A 23053-nucleotide genomic window follows, 5' to 3' on the forward strand; every position below is an offset into this window, starting at 1 on the left:
CGCGCGCAGCGCCGCATCACGCCATCACCTGCAAATTTTCAGCCACGAGACGCCATGCTTCCCTCCCAGCGCCACCTGTTCGAGATCCCACGCGAGGTCTGCTACCTGAATTCGGCGTCCTACAGCCCGCTGCCGCTGAAGACGCTGGAGGCCGGCCGCGCCGCGGTCGGACGCAAGGGCCAGCCCTGGAGAATCGAAGCCGATTTAGCCGCCCGCCAGCATGAGCGGGCCCGCAGCGCGGCGGCACGCCTGATCAATGCCGATCCCAATGACATCGCGCTGATCCCGGCGATCAGCTATGGCGTCGCGACGGTGGCGAAGGCGCTGACGATTCCGCGCGGTACGCGCGTCGTCGTGCTGGAGAACGATCACTCCTCGCCGGTGCTGGAATGGCACGCCCGCGCCGAGGCGCAGAGCTTCGTTGTCGACACTGTGCGCCAGCCCGCCGACGGTGACTGGACCTCGGCCGTGCTCACAACCATCGAGCGGTCAGGCGCGCCGCCGCTCGCCCTCGCCTCGATCTCCTCGGTGCACTGGTCGGACGGCGGCATGATCGACGTCGACCGGGTGCAGGCCGCGCTGCGGCGGCTTGGCGCCATGTTCGTGATCGACGCGACGCAGAGTGCCGGTGTCGTCGCGATGGACGTGACAAAGCTTGATCCGGATGCCGTGATCTTCCCGACCTACAAATGGCTGATCGGCCCCTACGGCCGCGCCTTCCTCTACATTGCAAAGCGCCACCAGAACGGCGTGCCGCTGGAGCAGACCTCCGCCGGCCGCCGCAATGTGAATTCCGAGAACCCGGTCTACTTCGGCGATCTCGCCTATGTCGACAATGCCCGCCGCTACGACATGGGCGAGCGCGATCACTTCATCACGCTCGAGATGGCGTCGATCGGCATGGAGATGATGGCGGACTGGGACGCCGCCGCCGTCAGCGAACGGCTCGCGATGCTGACGCAACGGATCGCCGACGGCGTCCGTGATCTCGGGCTCAACGTGCTGGGGCAGAGCCTGCGCGCTCCGCATATCCTGAGCCTCGGCATGGCCGGCGGCATTCCGAAGGAATTGATCGCACGGCTTGCCGCCGAGAACATCCACGTCGCGCTGCGGCTCGGCCGGATGCGGATCTCGCCGCACGTCTTCAACGACGAGGCCGATGTCGACCGCCTCGTCGCTGTGTTGGCGAAAGCCCCGCGCGGTTAGTTGGGCTTGCGCTTGAGTGCGAGCACGCTGACCAGTTCGATCGCCAACGCGACAGCCACCGCGGCGGCACCGATCACGAACAGCAGCGCATAGTCGCCACCGCTCCGCGCGAACAGATAGGACAGGCCGTAGGCGCCCGCCGCCTGGAACAGCGCGAAGGTCGTAGTCGCCTGCGCCCAAGCCGAACGCTGGCCCGCCGCCGAATGCGGGATCAGCTCGTGGATGCGGCCGATCACCAGCGGCACGATGCCGGGCGTGAAGCCGCCGACAATGAGACTCGACATGATCAGCGCTGCAGGCGTGGTCGTGACGGCGGGCAGCGCAACCGCGACCGCCTCGATCAGGAACGCCACGCGAAGCGCCGCGGCGAAGCCGGCACGATCGGCGAGATGTCCTGAGAGCAGCGGGCCGACCACGGCGCCGATGCCGTACAGCACCCAGTAATACGATCCTGCCGCGATCCCCTGCCCGAGACCGCGGGCGACGAAATCGACCAGGAACACCATGTGCGGCACAAGCGCCAGCGCGTTGAGGCCGTATTCCAGGCACAGCGCGAGCAGCAGCGGCGAGCGCACGCCATGCGACGCGACATGCTGCTCGGCTGCCCCATGCGTGGCAGGCGCGTCCGCCGGCCACGCCTTCCAGCTGATCAATGTCAGCACCGCCGACAGCACGCCGAGCCCGTACCAGGCCTGCTTGACGCCCTGCTGCAGCAGCAGCGGCACCAGCGTGCCAGATGCGGCGACGCCGAGACCAACACCGGCGAAGATCACGCCGCCGACCAGGCCGCGCTTGTGTGGGGCCGTGCGCGGCAGGATCGCGGTCGCCGCCAGCACCATGATCACGCCGCCACTGATGCCGGCGAGAAATCGGAAGCCGAAGAACCAGATGAAGGAGATCGGCACCGCGCAGGCAAAGCAAGTCACCGCGGCCAGCACCATCATGCCGCGCAGCGCCCACACCGAGCCGATCCGCGCGCCGAGATCGCGCGCGATCAGCGCGCCGGCGAGATAACCGGCCAGGTTGGCCGCACCGAGATAGACCGCTTCCGCGGGCGTGAACCATTTTGCTGCGATCAGTGCCGGAATCAGCGGCGTGTAGGCGAAGCGCGCCAGCCCGAGCCCGACCAGCGAGGCGCACAGCCCCGCCGCCGCGGACACCCACAACGGCTTGCCGGCTTCACGATGCGGCTCGGCGTGATGGCGTCTGTCATGATCGACATTGGCTGACATGGACATCGCAGTAGGCCCTCCGGTCATTCGTGAAAAATGATTAGTTGCGATTGCAGCAATCGCTCTCAGCGATCACGCCTCACCTCTCCTGATCGGGAGAGGTGCACGGTTCGATGTGACGCCGGCCGCTAGCGCTTTCAGTGCCCGGCGCTCTGGCCGCCGTCGACATGCAGGATCTCGCCGGTGACGAAGCCCGCGCCTTCCAGGAACAGCACGGCGTCGGCGATGTCCTTCATCTCGCCCATGCGCCCGACCGGATGCAGCTTGGCGAGGAAGTCGTGCGTCGCCGACGCGTGCATCGGCGTCTTGATCACGCCCGGCGCCACCGCGTTCACGCGGATGCCCTTGGCGGCGTATTCGATCGCGAGCGACTTGGTCGCGGCGGCCAGACCGCCCTTGGTGAGCGAGGCCAGCACCGAGGGCACGTTGCTGTTGGCGTGATCGACGAGGCTGGTCGTGATCTGCACGATGTGACCGGATCCCTGCTTCACCATCTCCTTGGCGACGCGACGGGTGATGTAGAAGAAGCCGTTGAGATTGGTCGCCAGCACCGCGGCGTAGTCCTGGTCGGTGTGGTCGGTGAACGGCTTGGCGACGAAGATGCCGGCATTGTTGACCAGCGTGTCGACGCGGCCGAAATGCGCAAGGGCCTGCTTGACGATGCGGTCGGCAACCTCGCGATCGCCGATGTCGCCCGACACGGCCAGGACATCCGGGTCCGACGACGGCTTGATGTTGCGGGAGTTGGCGACGACGCGCCAGTTGCGATCGCGATAGCCCTTCAGGATCGCCTCGCCGAGGCCCTGCGACGCACCGGTGATAATGGCAACCTTCTGCTCTGCACCCATGATTTCTCTCCATCCGTTGCTGAAGCGACCCAGCGCCGCTTCGATGGAGACGAACCTAGATACATCCGCTTTCCGCGCGAATGCCCGCTATTCGGCAGACACTCTTCCGCGCTGCGAACGAATGAGCATGGCCCGGAAGAGTGCGAAACAGCCCGGCTTCATCGCGCCTTGGCGCCAGCGTAGCTGGCCTCGCGCGACAACCGCTCGAAATAGCGTTTCAGCCGCGGCGCCGCGAAGTCGACGAAGGCGCGCACCTTCGGCACGTCGAAGCGGCCCTGCGGCGCCAGCAGATGCACCGGCAGCGGCGGATGCTCGTCCTTGACAAGCAAGATCCGCAGCCGCCCGTCACGGATCTCCTCGGCGATGTGATACGAGAACAACCGGGTGACGCCGTAGCCTTCGCTGGCCGAGGCGACCGCCGCGCGCACGGTGTTGACGACCAGCCGCGGCACGAACTGCACCGCCCGCGCCACCTTCGACTTCGCAGCCGGCGGAAAGCTCCAGGAGTCGAGCCCGAAATGCGTCATCGCGATGATCTGGTGTTTCGCCAGATCGGCCGGCTCGCCGATCACCGGATGCTGCGCGAGATAGCCCGGCGACGCCGCGACCACGCGGCGCACCTCGCCCACCTTGATCGCGACGAAATTGGAATCGGCGAGATGGGCGATGCGCAGCGCGACGTCGATACCCTCGTCGATCAGATTGACAGTGCGATCGAGCATCACGAGCCGCACCGTCACCGCCGGATATTCCGTCATGAAGGCATCGAGCACCGGCCGCAGCACGTCTTCACCCACGACAATCGGCGCGGTGATCGTCAGCGTGCCGCGCGGCGCAGCCCGCTCGCCGCCGGCCGAGATGTCGGCCTCCTCGAGCTCGCTCAGGATGCGCCGGCACGCCGCCGCGTAACGCTGGCCGGTGTCGCTCAGCTTCAACGATCGCGTGGTGCGATGAAGCAGCTCGGCGCCGACGTGATGCTCGAGGAACGCGATCGCCCGGCTGACCGCCGCCGGCGAGCGCCGCAGTTTCCGCCCCGCGCCGGCAAGGCTGCCCTCGTCGACCGCCGCGACGAAGACCTTCATGGCGTCGATGCGATCCATCGATCCCCCGCTTCGCGGCCGCTGCTAAAGCACGATGAGATTGGGTTGAATTGTCATCGCGCTTTAGCTCATTGTTTGAGCATGATCCTTTCGGAAAACCACTTCGCACTTTTCCGGATCATGCTTACCCCTTCACATCGTGCTGCTTGCTGAGGTGATCGCCGATCTGCACCAGCATCGCGACACATTCCGGATAGCCGGGCCTCGCCACCGTGGCGTCGTTGGCGCTGTCCCGAAATTCCCAGCTGTCGCCGTCGCGCAGCACGGAGATGTCCATGTCGCCGGGGCAGTCGGCATGCACCTTCAATTCGGCGCGCGCCATCGCGACGTGTTCGGCTTCGGTCTTGATCGGCTTGCTCATGTAATGACGTCCTCCCGGCAGGCGACATCAGCCATGGTTGCCGATTTGATGGGCGTCTGTCGAGAGGCGTTACTGGGACGCGCTGGCGCGGCGCTCGCCCTTGATGACCGGCAGCGCGCTCACCGGCGCGACCTTCGGCTTGTCGGATACCGATCCGGTCGAGACCGGATCGGGCAGCGGTGCGCGGGCGGTAGCGTCGGGGAAGCGGGTCTTCATCTCGCGGATGAAGCCATCGAGCGTGTCGACGCTGGCGGCCATCCGCGCGATCTGGGCGAATTCCGCACTCGAGGTCGCGACCGGCTTGCTGGCCGCGTCGAACGCCAGCTTGTCCGCATCGCCGGACATCAGCGGCGCGTATTTCTCGCGGAACCGGGACAGCCCGATGGCGTCCTCGGCGAGCGCGTAGCCGACCACGGCGCGGATGATGTCGGCCTTCTCGGCAGCGTTGAGCGGCGTGAAATCGCGCCAGCGATCGCCGTAATAGAGCTCGATCTGCTCGGACGCTTCGCGCCAGTGCCGCGCCGCCCAGTAGATGTCCGAACGCAGCCGGATCGCCTCGCGCCCGGTGATGTTCGAGATGATGTCGAGCGCGAGGTCGTGGCGGCCGACGTCGCTCTGCGCGCGCGCCTCGAGCAGCAGCCGCTGCTGGCGCAATTCGCCGGAAAGATCGGCGATCCGGGTCAAGCGCAGCGCGCCAATGGCGCGGTCGGGCTTGCGGTTCATCAGATAGACCATCGCAAGCCGCGCGGCGACCTGGGCGCGCGCCGCGCCTTCGAGGCGCTTGTCGACCTGGTATTGCAGGAGGTCGGCGGCCTGGTCGAGCAGATCGACACCGACGAGACGGTCGGCGAGACGGCGGATCATCTCGTCGCCGCGGCGGCCGATCGGCGTCAGTTCGCGATACTCGTAGAAGGTGCCGAGCGCGTCGATCGGCGCCATCTCGTCGCCCTTGGGGCCGAGATAGAGCTGCATGAACAGCGCCGAGGCGGCATCCTGCGCCTGGCGCGATTCCGGCGCGTTCGGCTGCAACCGGGTGGCGGCGCGCGTCACCGCGAAGGCGTCGGCATAGCGCGCGGTCTCGGCGTAGATCTTCGACAGCATGTAGAGCGTCTTCAGCTCGATATTGTCGCCGCGCCACAACATCGACAAGAGCTCGAGCTCCTTCAGCACATCGTCACGGCCGAGCTCGCCGCGCTTCTGCTTGAGCAGCGTCTCGAGCAACTTGCCTTCGGCGGCGGCCTGGCGGTCGGCCGAATTGGCAGCGAAGCGGTAGGCGTCGAGCGCGTCCTTCTCCTGGCCGAGCGCTTCGGCGAGCCGGCCGCGCAGCACCGCAACCGCGGGCTTGAGCGCGTCGGGAACGCCGACCACATCGAGATCGCTCTTGCGCCTTGCGGCGCCGGCATAGTCCTTGACCTCGAGCGAGGCCTTCATCGAATCCATCGTGACGATGCGCTGCAGGTCGGGCGGCAGCGTCGCGACCGCGAATTCGGCGTTCTTGAACTTTTCCCGCGCCTCGGCCCATTTGCCCTCGCGGGCGAAGGCGAGGCCCTTCCACAATTGGGAATCGTAGCCGTTGCCGATCACGGGATTGGCGAGATCCTTGAGGCCGCGTGCCGGGTGCCCGATCAGGATGCTCGCGACGGCATGCACCATCACCACGGCCGGTGTCTCGCTGCCGCGCTTGCTCTCGGACAGGATCAGGTTGGCGACACCATGGGCTTCCTGGTACATGCCGCGCGCCATGTAGAAGTCGGCGAGATCAAGCCGCGCCTGCGGCAGCTGCTCGGCATTGGCGGTCGATGCCGCTCCAATCAAGCCGTCGAGCTGCTTCAGGAAGTTTTCCGACTGGTTCTTGCGCCACTCGTCCGGATCGAACAGCGGCTTCACCGCCGCGGTCGCGCGCTCGGCGGCGACGTCGGCCGATGACAGCGTCAGGCCGCCGGGCCGGCCCAGTATCACCTTGTCGGCGCCGACCTCCGCCTTGACGTCGTCGGCGTTCGGATGGACCACAACGCCGTGGATCGATTCCAGCAGCGAGAGCTCGACGAAATCCTGCCGCTTGATGATGCCGCGGGTCGGCGGCGGGGCGGTCACGACCCACAGCGTATCGCCGGCATCGGGATCGACCAGTTTGTGCAGCTGGCCGGGATTGGCGAGCGGCACGCTGACATTGGCGAGCGAGGGCTCGCTGATGTTGCGCACCACTGACAGCGGCAACGGCGGCTTCTGCACCCGGTCGGCAAAGGTCAGCGTCCAACTCACGCCGCGTGAGCGGTCGTCGCTTTCGAGCGACGGCATCTGCGGCCGGTTGAGGCGGAAGCGCACCGCCTGCCCCTTCTCCAGCGCAATCCGGCTGACATCCGAGATCAGCGCGCCGGCCTTGGCGCGGATCGGATCGACGTCGATCGCCTCAGGCGTGTCGAACACCATCCACACCGTGTCGGCGCGGCGGAACAGCGCCGCCGGTGTCGCTCCCGGGAATGAGAACGTCACCCGCAGCCCGTCGCTGTCGCGGATGGCTTCGACCGCGGGCTGGCCGCCGGTGCGGGCCACGACGGGCGAGGATGGCGCGGCGGCGGGCTTCGGCGCTTCCATCGCCGGCGCGGCCGCGGCGGCGGGTGCCGGCTGCGGCGCCTCGCTCACCGGCGCCTTGTTCTGTTCCACCGCAGAGGACGCGCCGCCCTCGCGCGGCACGGCCGGTGGAGCCGCGTTCTCGACATCGGCTGCCGATGCAGCCGCGATCTTCGGCAGTTCCGGATTGGACAGCTCCGATCTCGGCTGCTCCGTCCTGGCGGGCGCGGCGGCCGGCTGTTCGGTCGTGGCTTGCTCGGGTTTGACCGGCTCGGATTGCGGTTGCGGCTGCTCGGACTTGGGCTGTTCGGGCTTGATCTCGATCTTGGCCTGCTGTGCGATGCTTTCCGACGTGACCGGTGCGATCGCCGCTGCGCCCTTCTTGCCCCGCGCGGGCAACAACGCGCTCAGCGCAGGCTTTGCCGCCAGCTGCTGCTCGCCCTGCTGGAAGGCGACATCGACGATGTAGTTCTTCTCGTCGCGAAACGAATGCACGTCGACATCGCCAATCAAGGTCACATCGACCGCCGAGGTGTCGGTATCGGAGCGCGCGCTGATCGACGCGACGTTTGGCGGAGCCGCGACCTTGGCATCGGCAAGGTCGAAGCTCAGGACCGAGTTGAAGGACAGCGTCAGCTTCTGCTCGTTCAGCACCGAGGAGACGCTGACCCCGTCGGGGACCTCGAACACGAAGCGGACAAAGGTGGGCTGCACCAGCGCGCGGACGCGGATCGCCGGCTTCTTCTTGGCGGCATCGGCGGCGCGCTGGATGCGCAGCAGCCGCTCGGCGGCGCGGGCGCGCTCCGCCAGTTCGCGGATCACCTCCTGCGGCAGCGACGGCGGCGGGCCGGTCCAGCCGTCGGGCAGGAAGTCGATGAAGGTGCGCTCGCCGGCGGTCATGGTGTTGATGGTGACGCGGCGCGCCAGAGACAGGCGGATCGCCGACCCGTCCGGATCGCGGCGCGCGGCGCCGACATAATCAGGCACCGCATCCGAGAGTGTCTCGACGGGGATTTGGACGGGACGTTTGAAGCGGATCACGATGATCGACCCCGCGGTCGTCACCTCGGACTCGACGTCCTCCTTCAGCTTCAGCACCAGCCGGGCATAGCCGTTCGCGGCCGAGAATGTCGCCTCACCCGGCACCGGGTCTTCGGCCCGCGCCGCGGTCGGAGACGTGAGGGTTGCGAGAGCAAGGCCGGTCGCGAGCAGGCACAGATGCGCGGTCCGCGCCCAGGCGCGGCCTAGCGACCATGTTCCAGCGGCAGCCGTTCGCGCCATCTCGAAACGTCTTCTCGGGACCTCAGCCAAGCCAGCGCGAAGCGCCCTCGCCCACGCCTCCCGATCTTGGATCGGGCGGCGTTAAGGAGCTGTTAACGTCAACGGATTGCGAACATTGAGGTTGAGGCAGTGTGTATTTGTGTGTTGATAAACTACGTATTTGTGTGTATAAATACACAGTGAGATCGGCGGATATCATCAAAGCGTTGAAGGCCGACGGATGGGTGCAGGTTGCCCAGAAAGGCAGCCACGTTCAATTCACGCACCCCACGAAGCCGGGCCGCGTCACCGTCCCGCATCCCAAGAGAGACGTCCCCATCGGGACCTTCAAGAGTATCGAGAAGCAATCCGGCCTGAAGCTGAAATGACGAAGACGAAGCCCAAGGGGTTAGCAAGTGGGAGACGACAATGCGGCACTACATCGCTTTGATCCATAAGGATTCCGACAGCGATTACGGAGTCTCGTTTCCTGATCTGCCCGGTGTCATCACCGCAGGTACCGATCTCGACGACGCCCGTGCGATGGCCGCCGAAGCCTTGGCCCTCCATCTGGAAGGTATGGCCGCGGACGGCGAAGCCGTGCCTGCGCCCTCCTCTCTTGAGGAGATCATGGCCGATCCGGAAAACCGCAGCGGCGTTGCCGTTCTGATTCCAGCCCCGGCGGAGGACGTGAGAAGCGTTCGCGTGAACATCACTCTTCCATCCGACATCCTCAGCGAGATCGATCGCCGCGCCGAGCAGGAAGGCTTCACTCGCTCCGGCTTTCTCGCTCAAGCCGCCAAGAAAGCGTTGGCGGCCTAGAAGCCGGCGCCCCTCAATTCGTCTTCGGCGCGAGCATCTTGCCTTCGATCTTGGGGAGATCGTCGGTTGATGCCGACTTGTCGCCGCTGGCTCTGCGGGCGAGTTCGACCGTGAGCCGTTCGGCGGCCTCGGGCTGCATCAGGCCGAGGATGTCGGACATCTTGCGCGGCTGGATCTGCGAAGCGATCTGGTAGAGCACGTTCATTTCCAGACGATCGAACACCTTTGCTGCGTCCTTCGGCTTCATGTTCTCGTACATGGTGACGATGCCCTTGAAGCGCGCGGCATCTGCTTCGGCCTTTGCCGCCGCATCGGCGTTCGCCTTGGCGTCATTGGCCTTGGCTTCCTCGACCTTGGCCTCGATGCGCTTCTCGGCCGCCTTCAGGAGGCCTTCGCGGATATCGACCTCACGGGCGCGCTGCTCGAGCTCCTGACGACGCGCCTGCAAGCGTTCGAGAATTGCGCGTTCGGATGCCGACACCGGCGCGGGCGCATCCAGATTGACCACGACGCCGTCGGGCTTGGACGGCTCCGCGGCCGGTGCGGTCGGCTTCGGCGCCTCGTCCTTCTTCTCGACCGATCCCGTGATGTCACCGGGATCGGCTTTGCTCCTGCTGTCGACGACCGCCTTGCCGCCGGGGAAGTTGAAGTTCTGCTGCGCCCAAGACGGTCCCGCCGGCTGCGGTGTATCGTCGGCGAACACGTAACCGCCATCGAGCACGAGGCCGGCGACCTTCAGCACCATCAGGCCGAAGATCGCGACCAGCACCACAGGCATCACTCTGATGTCGCGAAGCAACTTCATGCAGCGAGGCCGCCGGCCCTCCTGCGCTCGGTGAAGGCTTCAGCCGCCGCGGCAACCGCGCGCGCGGCGGAAACCCGGGGCGCCGCCACTGGCGCGGCAGGCGCAGCTGCCTGTGCCGGTGTATGCGCGGGCTCCGGCGGCCGCGCGGCGAGCGCGATCTTGGACAGGCGGCGCACCACATGGTCGCCTTCGGCGAGCTGGTTTCTCAGCTGCGCCGACATCTGCGTTGCCGCGTCGAGCTGGTTGCCGAGGTTCTCGTTGACGTCACGTACCGCGTGCTTCAGCCCGCCGATCGCCCGCTCGGCGATCTCGGTCGCCGTGATCAGTTCGGCGATCGTCGCCTTCAGCGAATGCTCATCGGCCTTCAGCCGCTGCAGGCGCTTGTTGAGCAGCCAGCAATAGCCGATCGTCAGCATCAGCAGCACGGCCACCAGACTCTCGATTGCTAGTCCAAGCACATGACTCATGGTGCCTCCATCATCTTGGTCCGCTCGTCCGCCTTCTCGAACATCGCGAAGGTGGTTTGGGGTTTACGCAAATTCTTGGTGACGCGGATCGCGACCCGGTCGCCGACCCGGCCCATGCGGCCTTCCGTCAGCGTGACGTTGCCGCAACGGACCGAGACCAGCGCGTCGGAACGGATATCCAGCGGCAGCGTGTCGCCGACCTTCAGCTTCATCAGTTCCTTCAGCGGGATGTCGGCCTCGTACAGCACCGCGTCGACCGAGATCTCGGCCTGCGCCACCTCGGTGGCGAAATGGCCTTCCCAGATCGGGTCGCGGCCGAACTTTTCGCCCATGAACATCTGCAACAGCACGTTGCGGATCGGTTCGATGGTGGCGTAAGGCAGCAGCAATTCGATGTTGCCGCCGCGATCTTCCATGTCGATGCGCAGGCGCACCAGGATCGCGGCATTGGCCGGACGGCTGATCGCGGCAAAGCGCGGATTGGTCTCGAGCCGGTCGATCGAGAAGGTCACCGGCGACAGCGGCCGGAACGCCTGCTCGGCATCCGACAGCACCACCTCGACCAGCCGCTTGACCAGATTGGTCTCGATCGTGGTGTAGGGCCGGCCCTCGATGCGCAGCTGGGTCTGGCCGCGGCGGCCGCCGAGCAGCACGTCGATCATCGAATAGATCAGGCTGGAGTCCACGGTGGCGAGGCCGAAATTCTCCCACTCCTCCGCCTTGAACACCGAGAGCACCGCCGGCAGCGGGATCGAGTTCATGTAGTCGCCGAAGCGCACCGAGGTGATGCGGTCGAGCGAGACTTCGACGTTGTCGGAGGTGAAATTGCGCAACGATGTCGTCATCAACCGCACCAGGCGGTCGAACACGATTTCGAGCATCGGCAGACGCTCGTAGGACACCATCGCGGAATCGATGATGGCGCGGATGCCGGAATGGTCGTCGAGGCTGACGTCGCCGACCGTGAAGCCGAGGAGATTGTCGATCTCCTCCTGCGACAGCACGCGCTCGCCATTGGTGCTCTTGCCGCCGAAGTCACGGCTGCCGTCCTCGACCATGGCGGCCCATTGCAGCGCCATGCTCTCGGTGAGTTCGTTCTTGGCCGCTTCCGCCGCGGCGGCTGCGGGATCCTCGGAATCGAGCGAGGCCTCCCATTGGGCCGCAATGGCGTCCTGGTCCATCTGGTCGTTGCCGGCCATGGCTTTACATCCACCCCGTCACTGGATCACGACTTCCTTGAACAGCACGGCGTTGACCTGGTTGGGCGCCAGCGCGAGATTGACGCGCTTGGTGAGCTCCTCCTTGAGGCGAAACAGGCCGGCCGAGCCGTTGAGATCGCTCGGGCGCAGCTCGCGCATATAGGTCTGGAACAGGTCGGTGACGCGCGGCAGCGCCGGCTTGATCGCCTCGACCTGCTTCTCTTCCTTGATCTCGAGCACGAGCTTCAGCTTGAGATACTGCACGCGCTCGCCGGGGGCGCCGACCAGGTTGACCAGCATGTCGGGCACGTCGATGAAGCTCGGCGGCTTCGGCGGCGGCGCCTCGGCGTGCTGCTCCTCGCCGTGGCCGCGCATGAAGAAGAGCCATCCGCCCGCGCCCGCGCCGAGCACGACGAGGAAGCCGACGACGGCGATGATCAGCTTGAGCTTGCCCTTCTTCGGAGCGGCTGCGCCCTCGCCGCTATCCGTCTTTTCGTCGTCCGCCATCGTCCGCTCGCTTCAACCCGAAGGATGCGAACGCGATTTGCCCCAGCTTTGGCCTGAAGACGCGATACAAATGCCGCCGGCGCACACGCGCCCCAATGCCGGCAACACTGGGGTCATAATGGTTAACGGAAGCTTAGGATTTACCATCCACTAGGAAAAAACTGCCGGGCAAACGTGGTCAACAAGACCTTTCTGCCGCCCTGCCCGACGCCCCATCAAACACCTAAACCGTTCAAATAACTGAATATTCCGAGTTGGCACGGCTTTCGCTGAGAGGACGGCGTGACCGGCGGGTTTGGGAGAACCCAATGGTTACCGACGGTCCGAGGTTAAAGGTTTGGGAGAACCTCGCTTCGGGTCACCTCACAGGGGAGAACCGCCGATGCAGAATACGCTTCTGGTCGGACTATCGAAGCAGATGGTGCTGGAACGGCAGATGGATGTCGTTTCCAACAACATCGCGAACATGAACACCAACGGCTACAAGGCCGACCGGTCGCTGTTCCAGGAATATCTCGCCTCGAACGCGCATGAGGACAATTTCGCGGCTCGCGATCGCCGCGTCTCGTTCGTGCAGGACCGCGCGACCTTCCACGACTTCTCGCAGGGTCCGACCGAAGAGACCAAGAACCCGCTCGATGTCGCGATCGACGGCAATGCCTTCCTGGTGGTGCAGACGCCGGGCGGCGAGCGCTACACCCGCGAAGGCAATCTGGCGATCAACAATCGCGGCCAGCTGGTCACCGCCGAAGGTTACCAGGTGCTCGGCACCGCCGGCCCGATCACGTTCCAGCAGACCGATCACGACGTCAACATCGCCCCTGACGGCAACATCTCCGTGCTCGAGGGCACGTCCCGCCTCGACTCGATCCGCGGCAAGCTGCGCCTCGTCTCATTCGCGCAGGCCCAGCGCCTGCTGAAGGAAGGCTCCAACCTCTACTCGGCCGGCGAAGGCGCGCAGGCGCTGCCGGACGCCAAGGCCCAGATCCGCCAGGGCTTCATCGAGAAGTCGAACGTCAATTCCGTCGTCGAGATGAGCCGCATGATCGAGATCACGCGGACCTACACCCAAATCGCCTCGCTGCTGCAGCAGCAGAGCGACCTGCACAAATCGGCGATCGAAAAGCTCGCCGACGTGCCGAACTGATCCGGGGGACTGACCGATGCGCGCACTTTATACCGCTGCGACCGGAATGGCGGCACAGGAACTCAGCGTTCAGGTGATCTCCAACAACATCGCGAACCTGCGCACCACCGGCTACAAGAAGCAGCGCGCCGCGTTCCAGGACCTGATCTACGATCACGTGCGCCGGGTCGGCGCGCAGGCCTCCGACCAGAACACCATCATGCCGATGGGCATCGACCTCGGCGGCGGCGTGAAGACCGTCGGCACGCCGCGCATGATGACCCAGGGCACGCTGTCGCCGACCGGCAACGATCTCGACATCGCGATCCGCGGCGAGGGCTTCTTCAAGATCCTGATGCCGGATGGCACCTTCACCTACACCCGCGACGGCTCGTTCCAGATGGACAACCAGGGCCGCATCGTCAACGCGCAGGGCAATCTGCTGCAGCCGACGATCACGATCCCGCAGAACGCCTCCGGCCTCACCATCAACGCGCAGGGCCAGGTCTCTGTGACGCTGCCGGGCCAGACCGCATCGACCAATATCGGCCAGATCGGCCTGACCCGCTTCATCAACAAGGCAGGCCTGATGCCGATCGGCGACAATCTGTTCCAGGAAACGCCGGCCTCCGGCCAGCCCCAGGACGGCACCGCCAACACCGACGGCTATGGCGACATGCAGCAGAGCAACCTCGAACAGGCCAATGTCGAGGTGGTCTCGGAAATCTCCGACCTGATCGCAGCGCAGCGCGCCTACGAGATGAACTCGAAGGTGGTCTCCGCCGCCGACCAGATGATGCAGTCGACCTCCAACCTGTTCCGCTGAGGAGGATGACGTCGATGATCGCCCGCTCACTCCTGATCGCAGCCGCGCTTCTCACAGCCTCGATGAGTTCGGCCGCCGCGCAAAGCCGCGGCGAGACCATCGCGGTGCCGACGCTGCGCGCCAGCGTCACGGTCGCGGACGACATCGTGCGGGTCGGCGACCTCATCGACAATGCCGGCAGCGCCGGCAGCATTGCGGTCTACCGCGCACCCGACCTCGGCACCACGGGCACGCTGCCGGTGGCGCAGGTGCTAAACATCCTGCGCTCGCACCAGGTGATCGGCGTCGACACCCGCGAGCTGAAGGAGATCACGGTGACGCGGCTCGTGCGCACCATCGACAGCAAGGAGATCGAGCAGCAGGTGTCGCGCGCGCTGGAGGGGCGCCACGGGCTCGGCAGGGCCGGCAACATCGCGCTGACCTTCGACCGTGATCCCGGCGATATCAGACTCGAGGCGACCAATACCGGCACGATGCAGCCGATCGCCGTGCGCTACGACCCGCGCTCGACGCGCTTCGACGTCTCCTTCGAGGTCGGCAACGACGCCGGCACCGCGCCCTACAAGCTGCGCCTCAGCGGCACCGCGATCGAGACCATCGAGGCCGCCGTGCTGACGCGCAATGTCGAACGCGGCGACGTGCTGAAGGCCTCCGACGTGATGATCGAGCGCCGTCCGAAGGCCGAGATCGGCAACGATGCGGCGGTGCGCGACAGCGCCATCGGCATGCAGGTGCGCCGCCAGCTGCGCGCCGGCCAGGCGCTGCGCGTCGCCGACATGGCGAAACCCGATCTCGTCACCCGCGATCAGAACGTCACGCTGATCTACCGCACCGCCGGCATCTACCTCACCATCCGCGGCAAGGCGATGGACGGCGGCGCCGAGGGCGACGTCGTCAGCGTGATGAATTTGCAGTCCAAGCGCGCCGTCTCCGGCGTCGTCACCGGCCGCGGCGAGGTCTCGATCTCGGTCGCGACCCCGCGTGCGGCACCGGTCGCCGACGAGTCCGATTCCGCTCCCGTCAAGCTGAGTTCAGTCGCACCAAACGCCGAGTAAAGTTCATGTCCCAGTACCGTATCAATCGACTCATCCTGACCGGTGCGCTGTTCGCACTCGGAACGATCGCCAGCGGTTGCTCGTCGATCGACCGTCTCTCGCAGATCGGCGAGCAGCCGAGGCTGACGTCGATCGACAATCCGACCACGCAGCCCGGCTACAAGCCGGTGCAGATGCCGATGCCGAAGCCCGAGGTCGCCTCGTACAGCCCGAACTCGCTGTGGCGCAGCGGCTCCCGCGCCTTCTTCAAGGACCAGCGCGCCGCACGCGTCGGCGACCTCCTGACCGTCACGGTGAACTTCACCGACAAGGCCGCGATCGCCAACGAGACCCAACGCAGCCGCACCAATTCGGAAGACTCCGGGATCACCAACTTCCTGGGCTCGCAGACCATCACCCAGCCCAACAAGATCCTGCCCGGAAAGATCCTGACCGCCGACTCCACGGCCTCCAGCGACGGCAAGGGCTCGGTGAACCGCCAGGAAGCGCTGCAGACCAGCGTCGCCGCCGTCGTCACCCAGGTGCTGCCGAACGGCAATCTCGTGGTCGAGGGCAAGCAGGAGATCCGCGTCAACTTCGAAATCCGCGAGCTGATCGTGGCCGGCATCGTGCGCCCGGAGGACATCCAGAGCGACAACACCATCGACTCCTCGAAGATCGCCCAGGCCCGCATCGCCTATGGCGGCCGCGGCCAGATCACCGACGTGCAACAGCCGCGCTACGGCCAGCAGGTTCTCGACGTGCTCTTGCCCTTCTAACGGCATGATCCCGAAAAGTGGGAACCGGTTTTCGGAAAAGGATCATGCCCAAGTAAGTCTTTTCGAGCTCCCACATCTCGTCGCGAACCTAGGCGCGGCGCGGTGTACCAACACGGCCCTCGCTAGCTCCCCTGGCGAGGGCCGTGGCGTCTTCCGACCGGTCGAATGCGCTTGCGCGATCGCAGCCCACCAGTCCGATACCGCTTCGGGCAAGTTACGCGATCGCCTTCTCGGTTTGTTAACCCTTGCAGCAACCCGCAGTAGCAGTCCCGACGCTTGCAACGTAGCTAGGCGACAACGCAGGGTTTTCTGTTTGTATGACGGTCATGCAAAGAGACGGACGATATGCGGCGTGGTTCCGGACGCCGCGGGGTGAAGGCACCGGAATAGTCCAGCTCGCAAATGGCAGGATCAGCGGCGGCGACGCCATGTTCACCTATGGCGGCTCGTATCAGCTCGACGAGGATCGCTTCACGGCGGTCCTCACCACGCGCAGATATGCCGACGGCCCGTTCACCACCGTGTTCGGATGCGACGAGGTCGAGGCCGAGCTGACGGGCTCCTTCAGCGGCAACCGCGCGGTGTGCATGGGGACGGCCAAGCAGGCCCCCGGCGTGCTGTTCGAGGCCACGTTGTTCTTGCAGCTGCCGGAATCCACGCCAACGCCACCGCCGAAATCCGCGCCGGCTCCGGCTGTTCTCGCAAAGCTGCCCAAGCCCGCTATCAGCCGCCGCTCGCCGAATCCATTCGCCGGCAAGCGCATCGTCTGAGCCGTCCCCATTCCCGATAGCGTCCGCGCCCCGGCCGGCGTACGATCCTGCATGCGCACGAAGCGCAGCCCGATCGATCCAGCCGGAAGGAGCAAGTCCATGTATGCCGCCATCCGTCAGGCCAAGGCAAAGACCGGCACCGCCGAAGAACTCGCGCGCCGGATCAAGGAAGGCGCGATCCCGATCATCAGCGACGTCGAAGGCTTCATGGCCTATTACGTGGTCTATGCCGGCGACGACACCGTCACGGCGATCAGCGTCTTCAACAATTATGCCGGTGCCGAGGAAGCCAACCGCCGCGCGCTGGCCTGGATCGACGACAATCTCGGTCCCTTGCTGGTCGGACAGGCCACCGCGGTGGCGGGCCCGGTGATCGTGCATACGAAGGCCTGACGGCCACACCCAGGCAGACTTCGCCCGGCAGAAGCTGCCGGCTGCTCGTCGCACGCGCATGGCGTTGCCGCGATCTCCTTGAAATCATTGCCGCACTGCATGGCACGTCATTTGCTCCGCGGTTGCAGCATTGCAAACGGGGACCGCGCGCGCAGATGACGTCGATCTCGGCCTTTGGACCGGTCACGGCCAGCATGACGACTGGCACATTGAAGAAACCGCTGACCGCCGACGCCAGCGGATCCACGCAAGCCTCCGGCGGCATCTCGCCCGACGAGACCGTCGAGCAGAAGTTTCTCAAATACGCGCAGATGAGCCCGATGGACCGCATGCGCGCCAACATCCTCAAGAGCATGGGGTTGTCGGAAGAGGACCTGAAGAACATGACGCCGGATCAGCGCACCGCGGTCGAGCAGAAGATCAAGGAACTGATCGAGCAGTCGTTCGAGAAGAGCGCCGGCAAGGCCGGCCAGGCGGTCGACATCTCGGCATAAGTTGGCCGCCTGCGGCGCGACGCACGACCGAAGCCGCTAGATCGGATAGCGCCATTTGAGCGCGCGCCGCACGAACACCAGAGCCACGCCGTTCACGAGGAGCGCGAGCCAAAGCAGCGCCGGCGTCGACCGGAAGCCGATGTGAAGGATACAGCACGCGAGCCCGACCAGACCGGCGAGCAGCGCAATCCACGTCCAGAAAAGTGGTGAGCGGAAGATTCCGGTCGGCGCTGCGTCAAGCAATCTGGAGCCCGTCGGCGCTGGGAGAAACGAGCCCAGCAGAGCCTCCAAAAGCGCTTCCCAGTCCATTACCGTCCGTTCCCCGTTCCAGGTTTGTCGCCACCGCGATCGGCGGGTTCAGTTGGGGCGTTCTGGTCATCTCGGATTGATCGCGTCAGCAGACTGCATGCCGGCGCAGCTCACGCCCTTTTCTTCGCGCCAGCGGCTTTCTTTGCCGGCTTCTTCGCCGACTTCTTCGATTTGGCCTGGTTGAGCTCGATCGCGGCGCGGATCAGGGCTTTCAGCGCAGGGGCGTTGATCTTGTCGCCCTCGAACAAATCGATCGCGCGCCGCGCATTGCCCTCGAAGCCGGTGTTGAACAGCTTGTCGGGGTCCGGCAGCTGCGCGCCATACATGAAGGTCAGCTTCACCTTGCCCTTGTGGGCGTTGCCGACCGCGATGATGCCGTCGCGCGACCACACCGGGCTGCCCATCCACTTCCATTCCTCGATGATCTCGGGGTCGGCGGCGAGGATGCTCTTGCGCAGGCTGGCGAGCGTCTTGCCGCGCCAGTCGGTGAGATCCTCGATCATCCGGTCGATCCGTTCCGATGCCGTCATTTGCCGCCTCGCGTTCCTCGTCTGCCCTTGATCACTCACACCATGCAATCACACTTGGGACACCGGCGTCGATCCCTGACACTCCCGCCGCGGCGCCAGATAGGGCAACGCGAACAGATACAGGCCGCTGAGCAGCATGAAAATCAGCGGGAACAACGCCAGCAGGCCGATCCAGACGGCCTGCTGCTGCATGACCATCGCGACGATGTTGATGATAACGGCGACCGTGAAGGCGATCGAGAGCCAGCGGTGAAACTGCCGGATCCAGTTGTTCCAGTTCAATGTGACCTCCTGTTTGTCTGAGTACGATCGTCATTGCGAGCGAAGCGAAGCAATCCATCGCTCCGCACGCGCTGACGCATGGATTGCTTCGTCGCTTCGCTCCTCGCAATGACGAGGATAGAACGAGCGATGATCTCGATCGCTGCTGATCGACGGTATGATGAATGTCAGCCTTCCCGCGCCATCAGCTGATCGAGCTTCTCGAGGAACTGCTTCCATCCGGCATGGGCGCCGCCATAGGCCTGCTTCTGATGCGGCTGGAAGCCGGACTGCTCGACGCGCAGGTGAGTGCCGCGCGCGGTCGGCGTCAACGTGAAGACCACCACGCTCTCGAGATTGTAGGCGGCATCCTCATGCGCGAAATTCCAGGTGTAGGACAGCGTCCTGTGCGGCTCGACGGCGAGCACCTTGCAGTCCAGCACGCCGCCCCACTCGCCGCGCAGATTGAAGCTGTGCCCGACCTCGGGCTTGAAGTCGTTCTTCATCAGCCACTCCTCCATCAGATGCGGTTGCGTCAGCGCGCGCCAGAGCTTTTCCGGGGAATGAGGAAATTCGCGCTCGACGATCGCGGAACGCGTCTCAGCGGTGGTCTTGTTCATTGGTCCATCCTTTTGAGAAGATCTTCGAGGTGGTCGAACCGGTTCTGCCAGAAGCCCGCCATCTGGCTGGTCCAGTCGATCAGCGGCGCCAGTGCACCGAGCTGCGCGCTGTAATGCGTCTGCCGGCCTTCATGGCGATCGCGCACCAGCCCGGCCTGTTTCAGCACACCGAGATGCTTCGACACCGCCGGCTGTGAAATCTTCGCCCGTGCCGTCAGCGCGCCGACGGTCTGCTCGCCCTCGCGGCACAAGCGCTCGAAGATGGCCCGGCGGGTCGGGTCGGCGAGGGTTCGGAACAGGATATCGTGAGCGTCCGGCATACAATCATAACCCGCTGGCTATGGATTTACGTATAGCTGGCCGGTTATGGATGAGTCAACCGAAAACTTGGTCAGTCGCGATGGGCTGCAAAGATCTCCTCTTTGGTGCGGGCGTCCGCAAACGCGCCTGCACGTGTGCCTTTAATAACCCACAAGTTATTCATAGGCTGACCGCGTTTTTTGGCATCTTGAATCGAGACCCGTCCTCATCGTCGTCCTGGCGAAAGCCTGGACCCATTACCCCCGCTCATTGCTGCGCGATCGCTGGGGCCGCGATTCCGTTCACAAACCAATCCGGGGCTACGGGTCGTGGCTTTCGCCAGGACGACATTTGTGGACGTGGCTGCCGTTGCGGACGTGGCGGCCACGAGCGCGTCAATGCATGTCGTTGCGGTGGCGCCTTGTATGACCTACAACCATCGCGCGGACGCGGTCCTTGTTCACGGAGAACCTTGATGTGCCAGCTCTGCGAAGTCGCTCCTCCGAGGCAAAACTCCCGGCGCCACTTCCTGGCTGCTGCGGCCTGCACCGCCGCCAGCCTCGCCTTCTTGCCGCCGATATCAGCCAAGGAGACCAAACCACCGCCGAAGCCGCAGAACGTGCTGCCGCCCGACGCGGCGCTCGACCGGCTGGTGAAAGGCAATCTGCGTTATGTCGAAGGCGTTTCGCGGCGGCATGATTTCAAGCACGAGCGCGAGGCGCTGGCAGGCGGACAGAATCCATTCGCCGCCATCCTGAGCTGCGCGGACTCCCGCATCGCGCCGGAATACGCTTTCGATACCGGCCGCGGCGATTTGTTCGTCTGCCGCGTCGCCGGCAATTTCGCCAGCGACGAGATGATCGCGAGCCTGGAATATGCCGTGTCCGTGCTCAACGTGCCGCTGTTGATGGTGCTCGGCCACGACAGCTGCGGGGCGGTCGACGCCGCGATCAAGTCGCTGAAGGACAACACCACCCTGCCCGGCCATCTGCCCTCGCTGGTCAAGGCGATCGCGCCGGCCGTGAATGCGACCGAAGGCAGCTCGGGCGACCGGCTTGCCGATGCGATCAGGCAGAACGTCATCGATAACGTCGCCAAGCTCAAAACGGCGACACCGATCATCAGCGCCGCGTTCGATCAAGGCAAGATCGGGATTGTCGGCGCAGTCTATCGGCTGGCCGACGGCAAGGTCGAGCTGGTCACGGAGGCCAAACGGCCGGCGATGTGAACCGCGTGTCGCTTTGCACACTCGGTGTGGGGACACGCTCGTCAACATAATGTCACTCAGGTGAACGTCGCTTCGACCTTGCCGAGACCATCGAGCTCCATGACGACCGCATCGCCCGCCTTCAGCCATACCGTCTTGACCAGGCTGCCGGTCAGCACGATCTGGCCGGCATGCAGGCCACGGCCTTCGGCGGCGAGATGGTTGGCGAGCCAGGCGAGCGCGTTGTGGGGATGGCCGAGCACGTCGGCGCCGGTGCCGCGCCCCTCCTCCTTGCCGTTGACGATCGCGCGTCCCGTAACCTCGCGCAGATCGGGCGCGGTGATGCGCGGCACCGCGCCCCCGAGCACGCAGCCGGCGGCGAAGAAATCGTCGGCGATCAGCGTCGGCGCGCCCAGCGTCTCCCATTTGACGTAGCGGTCGTCGACGATCTCGATCGCGGGATGGTAGGCCTCGATCGCCTCCGCCACCCATTCGGCAGTGAACGGCGCTTCGCCCGGCGCAAGATTGCGCGCCAGCCGCACCGCGATCTCGCACTCGACGCCGACATGGATGAAATCGGCCGCCGGCAATTTCACGCCGCTGTCATGCACGACCTTCTCGAACACGCCGCCGCCGCAGGGATGCGGGATGTCGAGATACTCCTGCATCACCGCGCTGGTGCAGCCGATCTTGTAGCCGACGAGGCTGCCGACCTGCTCCAGCAGCAGATCGTGCAGCGCGCGCTGCACGAGATAGCCCTCGGCCTCGTCGCGCGGTACGGCGTCTTTCGCGAGCGCCTTGAGCGGCGCGCGGCTGCGGCGCGCGCTGGCGATCGCCTTTGCGGCCGCGAGGACCCGGTCCATCTGCGCAGCCTCCCTGTTACTCTGTTCACTGGAGGCAATTCAGCACTCGCGGACGCGTCTGGCAAGCACGCTGGACGGGAGCCGGCGTCAGGCCTTGACCAGCCCGAGCCGGATCAGGCTCTCGGCGGTCGCGACCAGCATCTCTTCATTGCCGCGCGGCCGCCAGCCCAGCAGGCTTTGCGCCTTGGCGCTGGTCGAACGCCGCACCTTGCCCAGCAGCGGCAGCGCCGCGCGGGCCAGCGGATTGCGCCGCGCGGCAAGCCGCATCATCCAGTCCGGCGCCTGGAACCGGGGCACACGCCGCGCCTTGCTGCCGAGCTTCTTGCGCAGCACGCGGGCCACCTGCAGCACCGACATGGTCTCGCCGGCGACCGCCAGGAAGCGCTCCCCCCTGGCCTTGGGCGAGGTCATGGCGCGCAGATGCAGGTCGGCGAGATCGCGCACATCGACGAGCCCGAAATGGATCCGCGGCACCGCCGGCATCGCGCCGTCGAGCAGCGCCTTGACGATGCCGATCGACTCCGAGAAATCGGGACCCAGCGCCGGGCCGAACACGGCGGTGGGATTGACCACGGCGAGCTCGAGGCCATTTCCCTCGCGCGCGACGAAATCCCAGGCGGCGCGCTCGGCCAACGTCTTCGATTTAGGATAGGCCTGCACGTCAGGGCCCTCGAGATTGGTCCAGACCGTCTCGTCGAACGGCGCCGCTTGCGGCGGATGGCCATAGCCGATCGCCGCAAACGACGATGTGACGACGACGCGCTTCACGCCGGCCTCGCGCGCCGCGCGCAGCACGCGCAACGTTCCTTCGCGTGCCGGAACGATCAGCTCGTTCTCGTCCTCGGGCGCATTGGAGCCGAGCGGAGATGCGACATGGAGCACGTAATCGCAACCCGAAACGGCCTCGCGCCAGCCGTCGTCGCGCGTGAGGTCTGCGGTGACGAAGCGGACCTGGTCGGCCGTCACGGCGCCGCCCTCGCGCAGCATCGCGATCACGTCCTTGCTGCGGTCCGGATTGCGCACCGTGGTCCGCACCGCGTGCCCGTCGGCCAGCAGCTGCAGGATCGTATGCACGCCGACAAAACCCGTTCCGCCCGTGACCAAAACCGTGCTCATGTCCTCGCCCTTCCATGGTTCGGCGGGTTCGGACATCGCGCCGCCCA

The 23053-nt window shown here is 65.6% G+C and carries 27 protein-coding genes; 11 read left to right on the forward strand and 16 right to left on the reverse strand.

The window, feature by feature from the left end; translation table 11 throughout:
• Window positions 1-54 precede the first annotated feature (54 nt).
• Entirely contained in the window at window positions 55-1206 is a 1152-nt protein-coding gene (locus ACVILL_RS39795) for an aminotransferase class V-fold PLP-dependent enzyme (protein ID WP_456734003.1), read from the forward strand.
• Here ACVILL_RS39795 and ACVILL_RS39800 read toward each other — a convergent pair.
• The 5 genes from ACVILL_RS39800 to ACVILL_RS39820 all read right to left on the reverse strand — a co-directional run bounded on the left by ACVILL_RS39800 (window position 1203) and on the right by ACVILL_RS39820 (window position 8599).
• Complete coding sequence (locus tag ACVILL_RS39800; protein WP_456734004.1) at window positions 1203-2444, reverse strand: YbfB/YjiJ family MFS transporter; 1242 nt, start codon at window positions 2442-2444, stop codon at window positions 1203-1205. The genes ACVILL_RS39795 and ACVILL_RS39800 overlap by 4 nt on opposite strands.
• A 131-nt stretch (window positions 2445-2575) precedes the next feature.
• Window positions 2576-3286: an SDR family NAD(P)-dependent oxidoreductase gene (locus ACVILL_RS39805; protein WP_456734005.1), complete on the reverse strand. Its 711-nt coding sequence runs from the start codon at window positions 3284-3286 to the stop codon at window positions 2576-2578.
• Between the two features lie 158 nt (window positions 3287-3444).
• On the reverse strand, window positions 3445-4386 hold the full coding sequence (locus ACVILL_RS39810; RefSeq protein ID WP_456734006.1) for a LysR family transcriptional regulator: 942 nt from the start codon (window positions 4384-4386) through the stop codon (window positions 3445-3447).
• A gap of 124 nt (window positions 4387-4510) precedes the next feature.
• Window positions 4511-4747 (reverse strand): hypothetical protein, encoded by a 237-nt coding sequence (locus tag ACVILL_RS39815; RefSeq protein ID WP_456734007.1) that lies wholly within the window; start codon window positions 4745-4747, stop codon window positions 4511-4513.
• Between the two features lie 69 nt (window positions 4748-4816).
• Window positions 4817-8599: a tetratricopeptide repeat protein gene (locus tag ACVILL_RS39820; protein WP_456734008.1), complete on the reverse strand. Its 3783-nt coding sequence runs from the start codon at window positions 8597-8599 to the stop codon at window positions 4817-4819.
• 179 nt (window positions 8600-8778) lie between these two features.
• Between ACVILL_RS39820 and ACVILL_RS39825 the strand changes: the two genes are divergently transcribed.
• A complete protein-coding gene (locus ACVILL_RS39825) occupies window positions 8779-8967 on the forward strand; it encodes a type II toxin-antitoxin system HicA family toxin (protein ID WP_456734009.1) in 189 nt (62 codons plus the stop codon).
• Between the two features lie 40 nt (window positions 8968-9007).
• Window positions 9008-9400 carry a type II toxin-antitoxin system HicB family antitoxin gene (locus ACVILL_RS39830; RefSeq protein ID WP_456734010.1) on the forward strand — a complete coding sequence of 131 codons (393 nt, stop codon included), beginning with the start codon at window positions 9008-9010 and terminating at the stop codon, window positions 9398-9400.
• Window positions 9401-9413: 13 nt separating this feature from the next.
• Here ACVILL_RS39830 and ACVILL_RS39835 read toward each other — a convergent pair whose 3' ends face one another.
• From ACVILL_RS39835 to fliL, 4 genes are read right to left on the reverse strand one after another with little or no spacing between them, the layout of a single operon-like run.
• Window positions 9414-10205: a MotE family protein gene (locus ACVILL_RS39835; protein ID WP_456734011.1), complete on the reverse strand. Its 792-nt coding sequence runs from the start codon at window positions 10203-10205 to the stop codon at window positions 9414-9416.
• A complete protein-coding gene (locus ACVILL_RS39840) occupies window positions 10202-10672 on the reverse strand; it encodes a DUF6468 domain-containing protein (protein WP_456734012.1) in 471 nt (156 codons plus the stop codon). Before ACVILL_RS39840 ends, ACVILL_RS39835 begins: the two co-directional genes overlap by 4 nt.
• Window positions 10669-11871 carry a flagellar motor switch protein FliM gene (fliM, locus tag ACVILL_RS39845; RefSeq protein WP_456734013.1) on the reverse strand — a complete coding sequence of 401 codons (1203 nt, stop codon included), beginning with the start codon at window positions 11869-11871 and terminating at the stop codon, window positions 10669-10671. Before fliM ends, ACVILL_RS39840 begins: the two co-directional genes overlap by 4 nt.
• 18 nt (window positions 11872-11889) lie before the next feature.
• Window positions 11890-12378, reverse strand: coding sequence for a flagellar basal body-associated protein FliL (gene fliL / locus ACVILL_RS39850; RefSeq protein ID WP_456734014.1), 489 nt, complete (start codon window positions 12376-12378; stop codon window positions 11890-11892).
• Between the two features lie 382 nt (window positions 12379-12760).
• Between fliL and flgF the strand changes: the two genes are divergently transcribed.
• The 7 genes from flgF (at window position 12761) to ACVILL_RS39885 (ending at window position 17800) form a co-directional block, all read left to right on the forward strand.
• Window positions 12761-13525: a flagellar basal-body rod protein FlgF gene (flgF, locus tag ACVILL_RS39855; protein ID WP_456734015.1), complete on the forward strand. Its 765-nt coding sequence runs from the start codon at window positions 12761-12763 to the stop codon at window positions 13523-13525.
• Window positions 13526-13541: 16 nt separating this feature from the next.
• Complete coding sequence (gene flgG / locus ACVILL_RS39860; RefSeq protein ID WP_028337173.1) at window positions 13542-14330, forward strand: flagellar basal-body rod protein FlgG; 789 nt, start codon at window positions 13542-13544, stop codon at window positions 14328-14330.
• 5 nt (window positions 14331-14335) lie between these two features.
• Entirely contained in the window at window positions 14336-15385 is a 1050-nt protein-coding gene (flgA, locus tag ACVILL_RS39865; RefSeq protein WP_456734016.1) for a flagellar basal body P-ring formation chaperone FlgA, read from the forward strand.
• 5 nt (window positions 15386-15390) lie between these two features.
• Window positions 15391-16143: a flagellar basal body L-ring protein FlgH gene (flgH, locus tag ACVILL_RS39870; protein WP_456734017.1), complete on the forward strand. Its 753-nt coding sequence runs from the start codon at window positions 15391-15393 to the stop codon at window positions 16141-16143.
• 326 nt (window positions 16144-16469) lie between these two features.
• Window positions 16470-16913, forward strand: coding sequence for a hypothetical protein (locus ACVILL_RS39875; protein ID WP_456734018.1), 444 nt, complete (start codon window positions 16470-16472; stop codon window positions 16911-16913).
• 99 nt (window positions 16914-17012) lie between these two features.
• Window positions 17013-17306 (forward strand): antibiotic biosynthesis monooxygenase, encoded by a 294-nt coding sequence (locus tag ACVILL_RS39880; protein ID WP_211988802.1) that lies wholly within the window; start codon window positions 17013-17015, stop codon window positions 17304-17306.
• A gap of 155 nt (window positions 17307-17461) precedes the next feature.
• The gene (locus ACVILL_RS39885) at window positions 17462-17800 is read left to right on the forward strand and encodes a hypothetical protein (RefSeq protein ID WP_456734019.1); all 339 of its coding nucleotides are present in this window, start codon (window positions 17462-17464) and stop codon (window positions 17798-17800) included.
• Window positions 17801-17836: 36 nt separating this feature from the next.
• Here the strand turns inward: ACVILL_RS39885 and ACVILL_RS39890 are convergent, their stop codons facing one another.
• From ACVILL_RS39890 to ACVILL_RS39910, 5 genes are all read right to left on the reverse strand, one after another.
• Window positions 17837-18109 (reverse strand): hypothetical protein, encoded by a 273-nt coding sequence (locus ACVILL_RS39890; protein WP_456734020.1) that lies wholly within the window; start codon window positions 18107-18109, stop codon window positions 17837-17839.
• A 110-nt stretch (window positions 18110-18219) separates the two neighbouring features.
• Window positions 18220-18639 carry a DUF1801 domain-containing protein gene (locus ACVILL_RS39895; RefSeq protein WP_456734021.1) on the reverse strand — a complete coding sequence of 140 codons (420 nt, stop codon included), beginning with the start codon at window positions 18637-18639 and terminating at the stop codon, window positions 18220-18222.
• A gap of 48 nt (window positions 18640-18687) precedes the next feature.
• Complete coding sequence (locus ACVILL_RS39900; protein WP_456734022.1) at window positions 18688-18921, reverse strand: hypothetical protein; 234 nt, start codon at window positions 18919-18921, stop codon at window positions 18688-18690.
• Between the two features lie 167 nt (window positions 18922-19088).
• On the reverse strand, window positions 19089-19520 hold the full coding sequence (locus ACVILL_RS39905) for an SRPBCC family protein (protein ID WP_456734023.1): 432 nt from the start codon (window positions 19518-19520) through the stop codon (window positions 19089-19091).
• A complete protein-coding gene (locus tag ACVILL_RS39910; RefSeq protein ID WP_456734024.1) occupies window positions 19517-19840 on the reverse strand; it encodes an ArsR/SmtB family transcription factor in 324 nt (107 codons plus the stop codon). Before ACVILL_RS39910 ends, ACVILL_RS39905 begins: the two co-directional genes overlap by 4 nt.
• A 455-nt stretch (window positions 19841-20295) precedes the next feature.
• Between ACVILL_RS39910 and ACVILL_RS39915 the strand changes: the two genes are divergently transcribed.
• Window positions 20296-21048, forward strand: coding sequence for a carbonic anhydrase (locus ACVILL_RS39915; RefSeq protein ID WP_456734025.1), 753 nt, complete (start codon window positions 20296-20298; stop codon window positions 21046-21048).
• 56 nt (window positions 21049-21104) lie between these two features.
• Here ACVILL_RS39915 and ACVILL_RS39920 read toward each other — a convergent pair whose 3' ends face one another.
• Both ACVILL_RS39920 and ACVILL_RS39925 read right to left on the reverse strand, forming a co-directional pair.
• On the reverse strand, window positions 21105-21890 hold the full coding sequence (locus tag ACVILL_RS39920) for a 2-keto-4-pentenoate hydratase (RefSeq protein ID WP_456734026.1): 786 nt from the start codon (window positions 21888-21890) through the stop codon (window positions 21105-21107).
• 87 nt (window positions 21891-21977) lie between these two features.
• Window positions 21978-23006 (reverse strand): SDR family oxidoreductase, encoded by a 1029-nt coding sequence (locus ACVILL_RS39925; RefSeq protein WP_456734027.1) that lies wholly within the window; start codon window positions 23004-23006, stop codon window positions 21978-21980.
• Between the last annotated feature and the right edge of the window lie 47 nt (window positions 23007-23053).

This window comes from Bradyrhizobium sp. USDA 3364 (genome assembly GCF_054056355.1).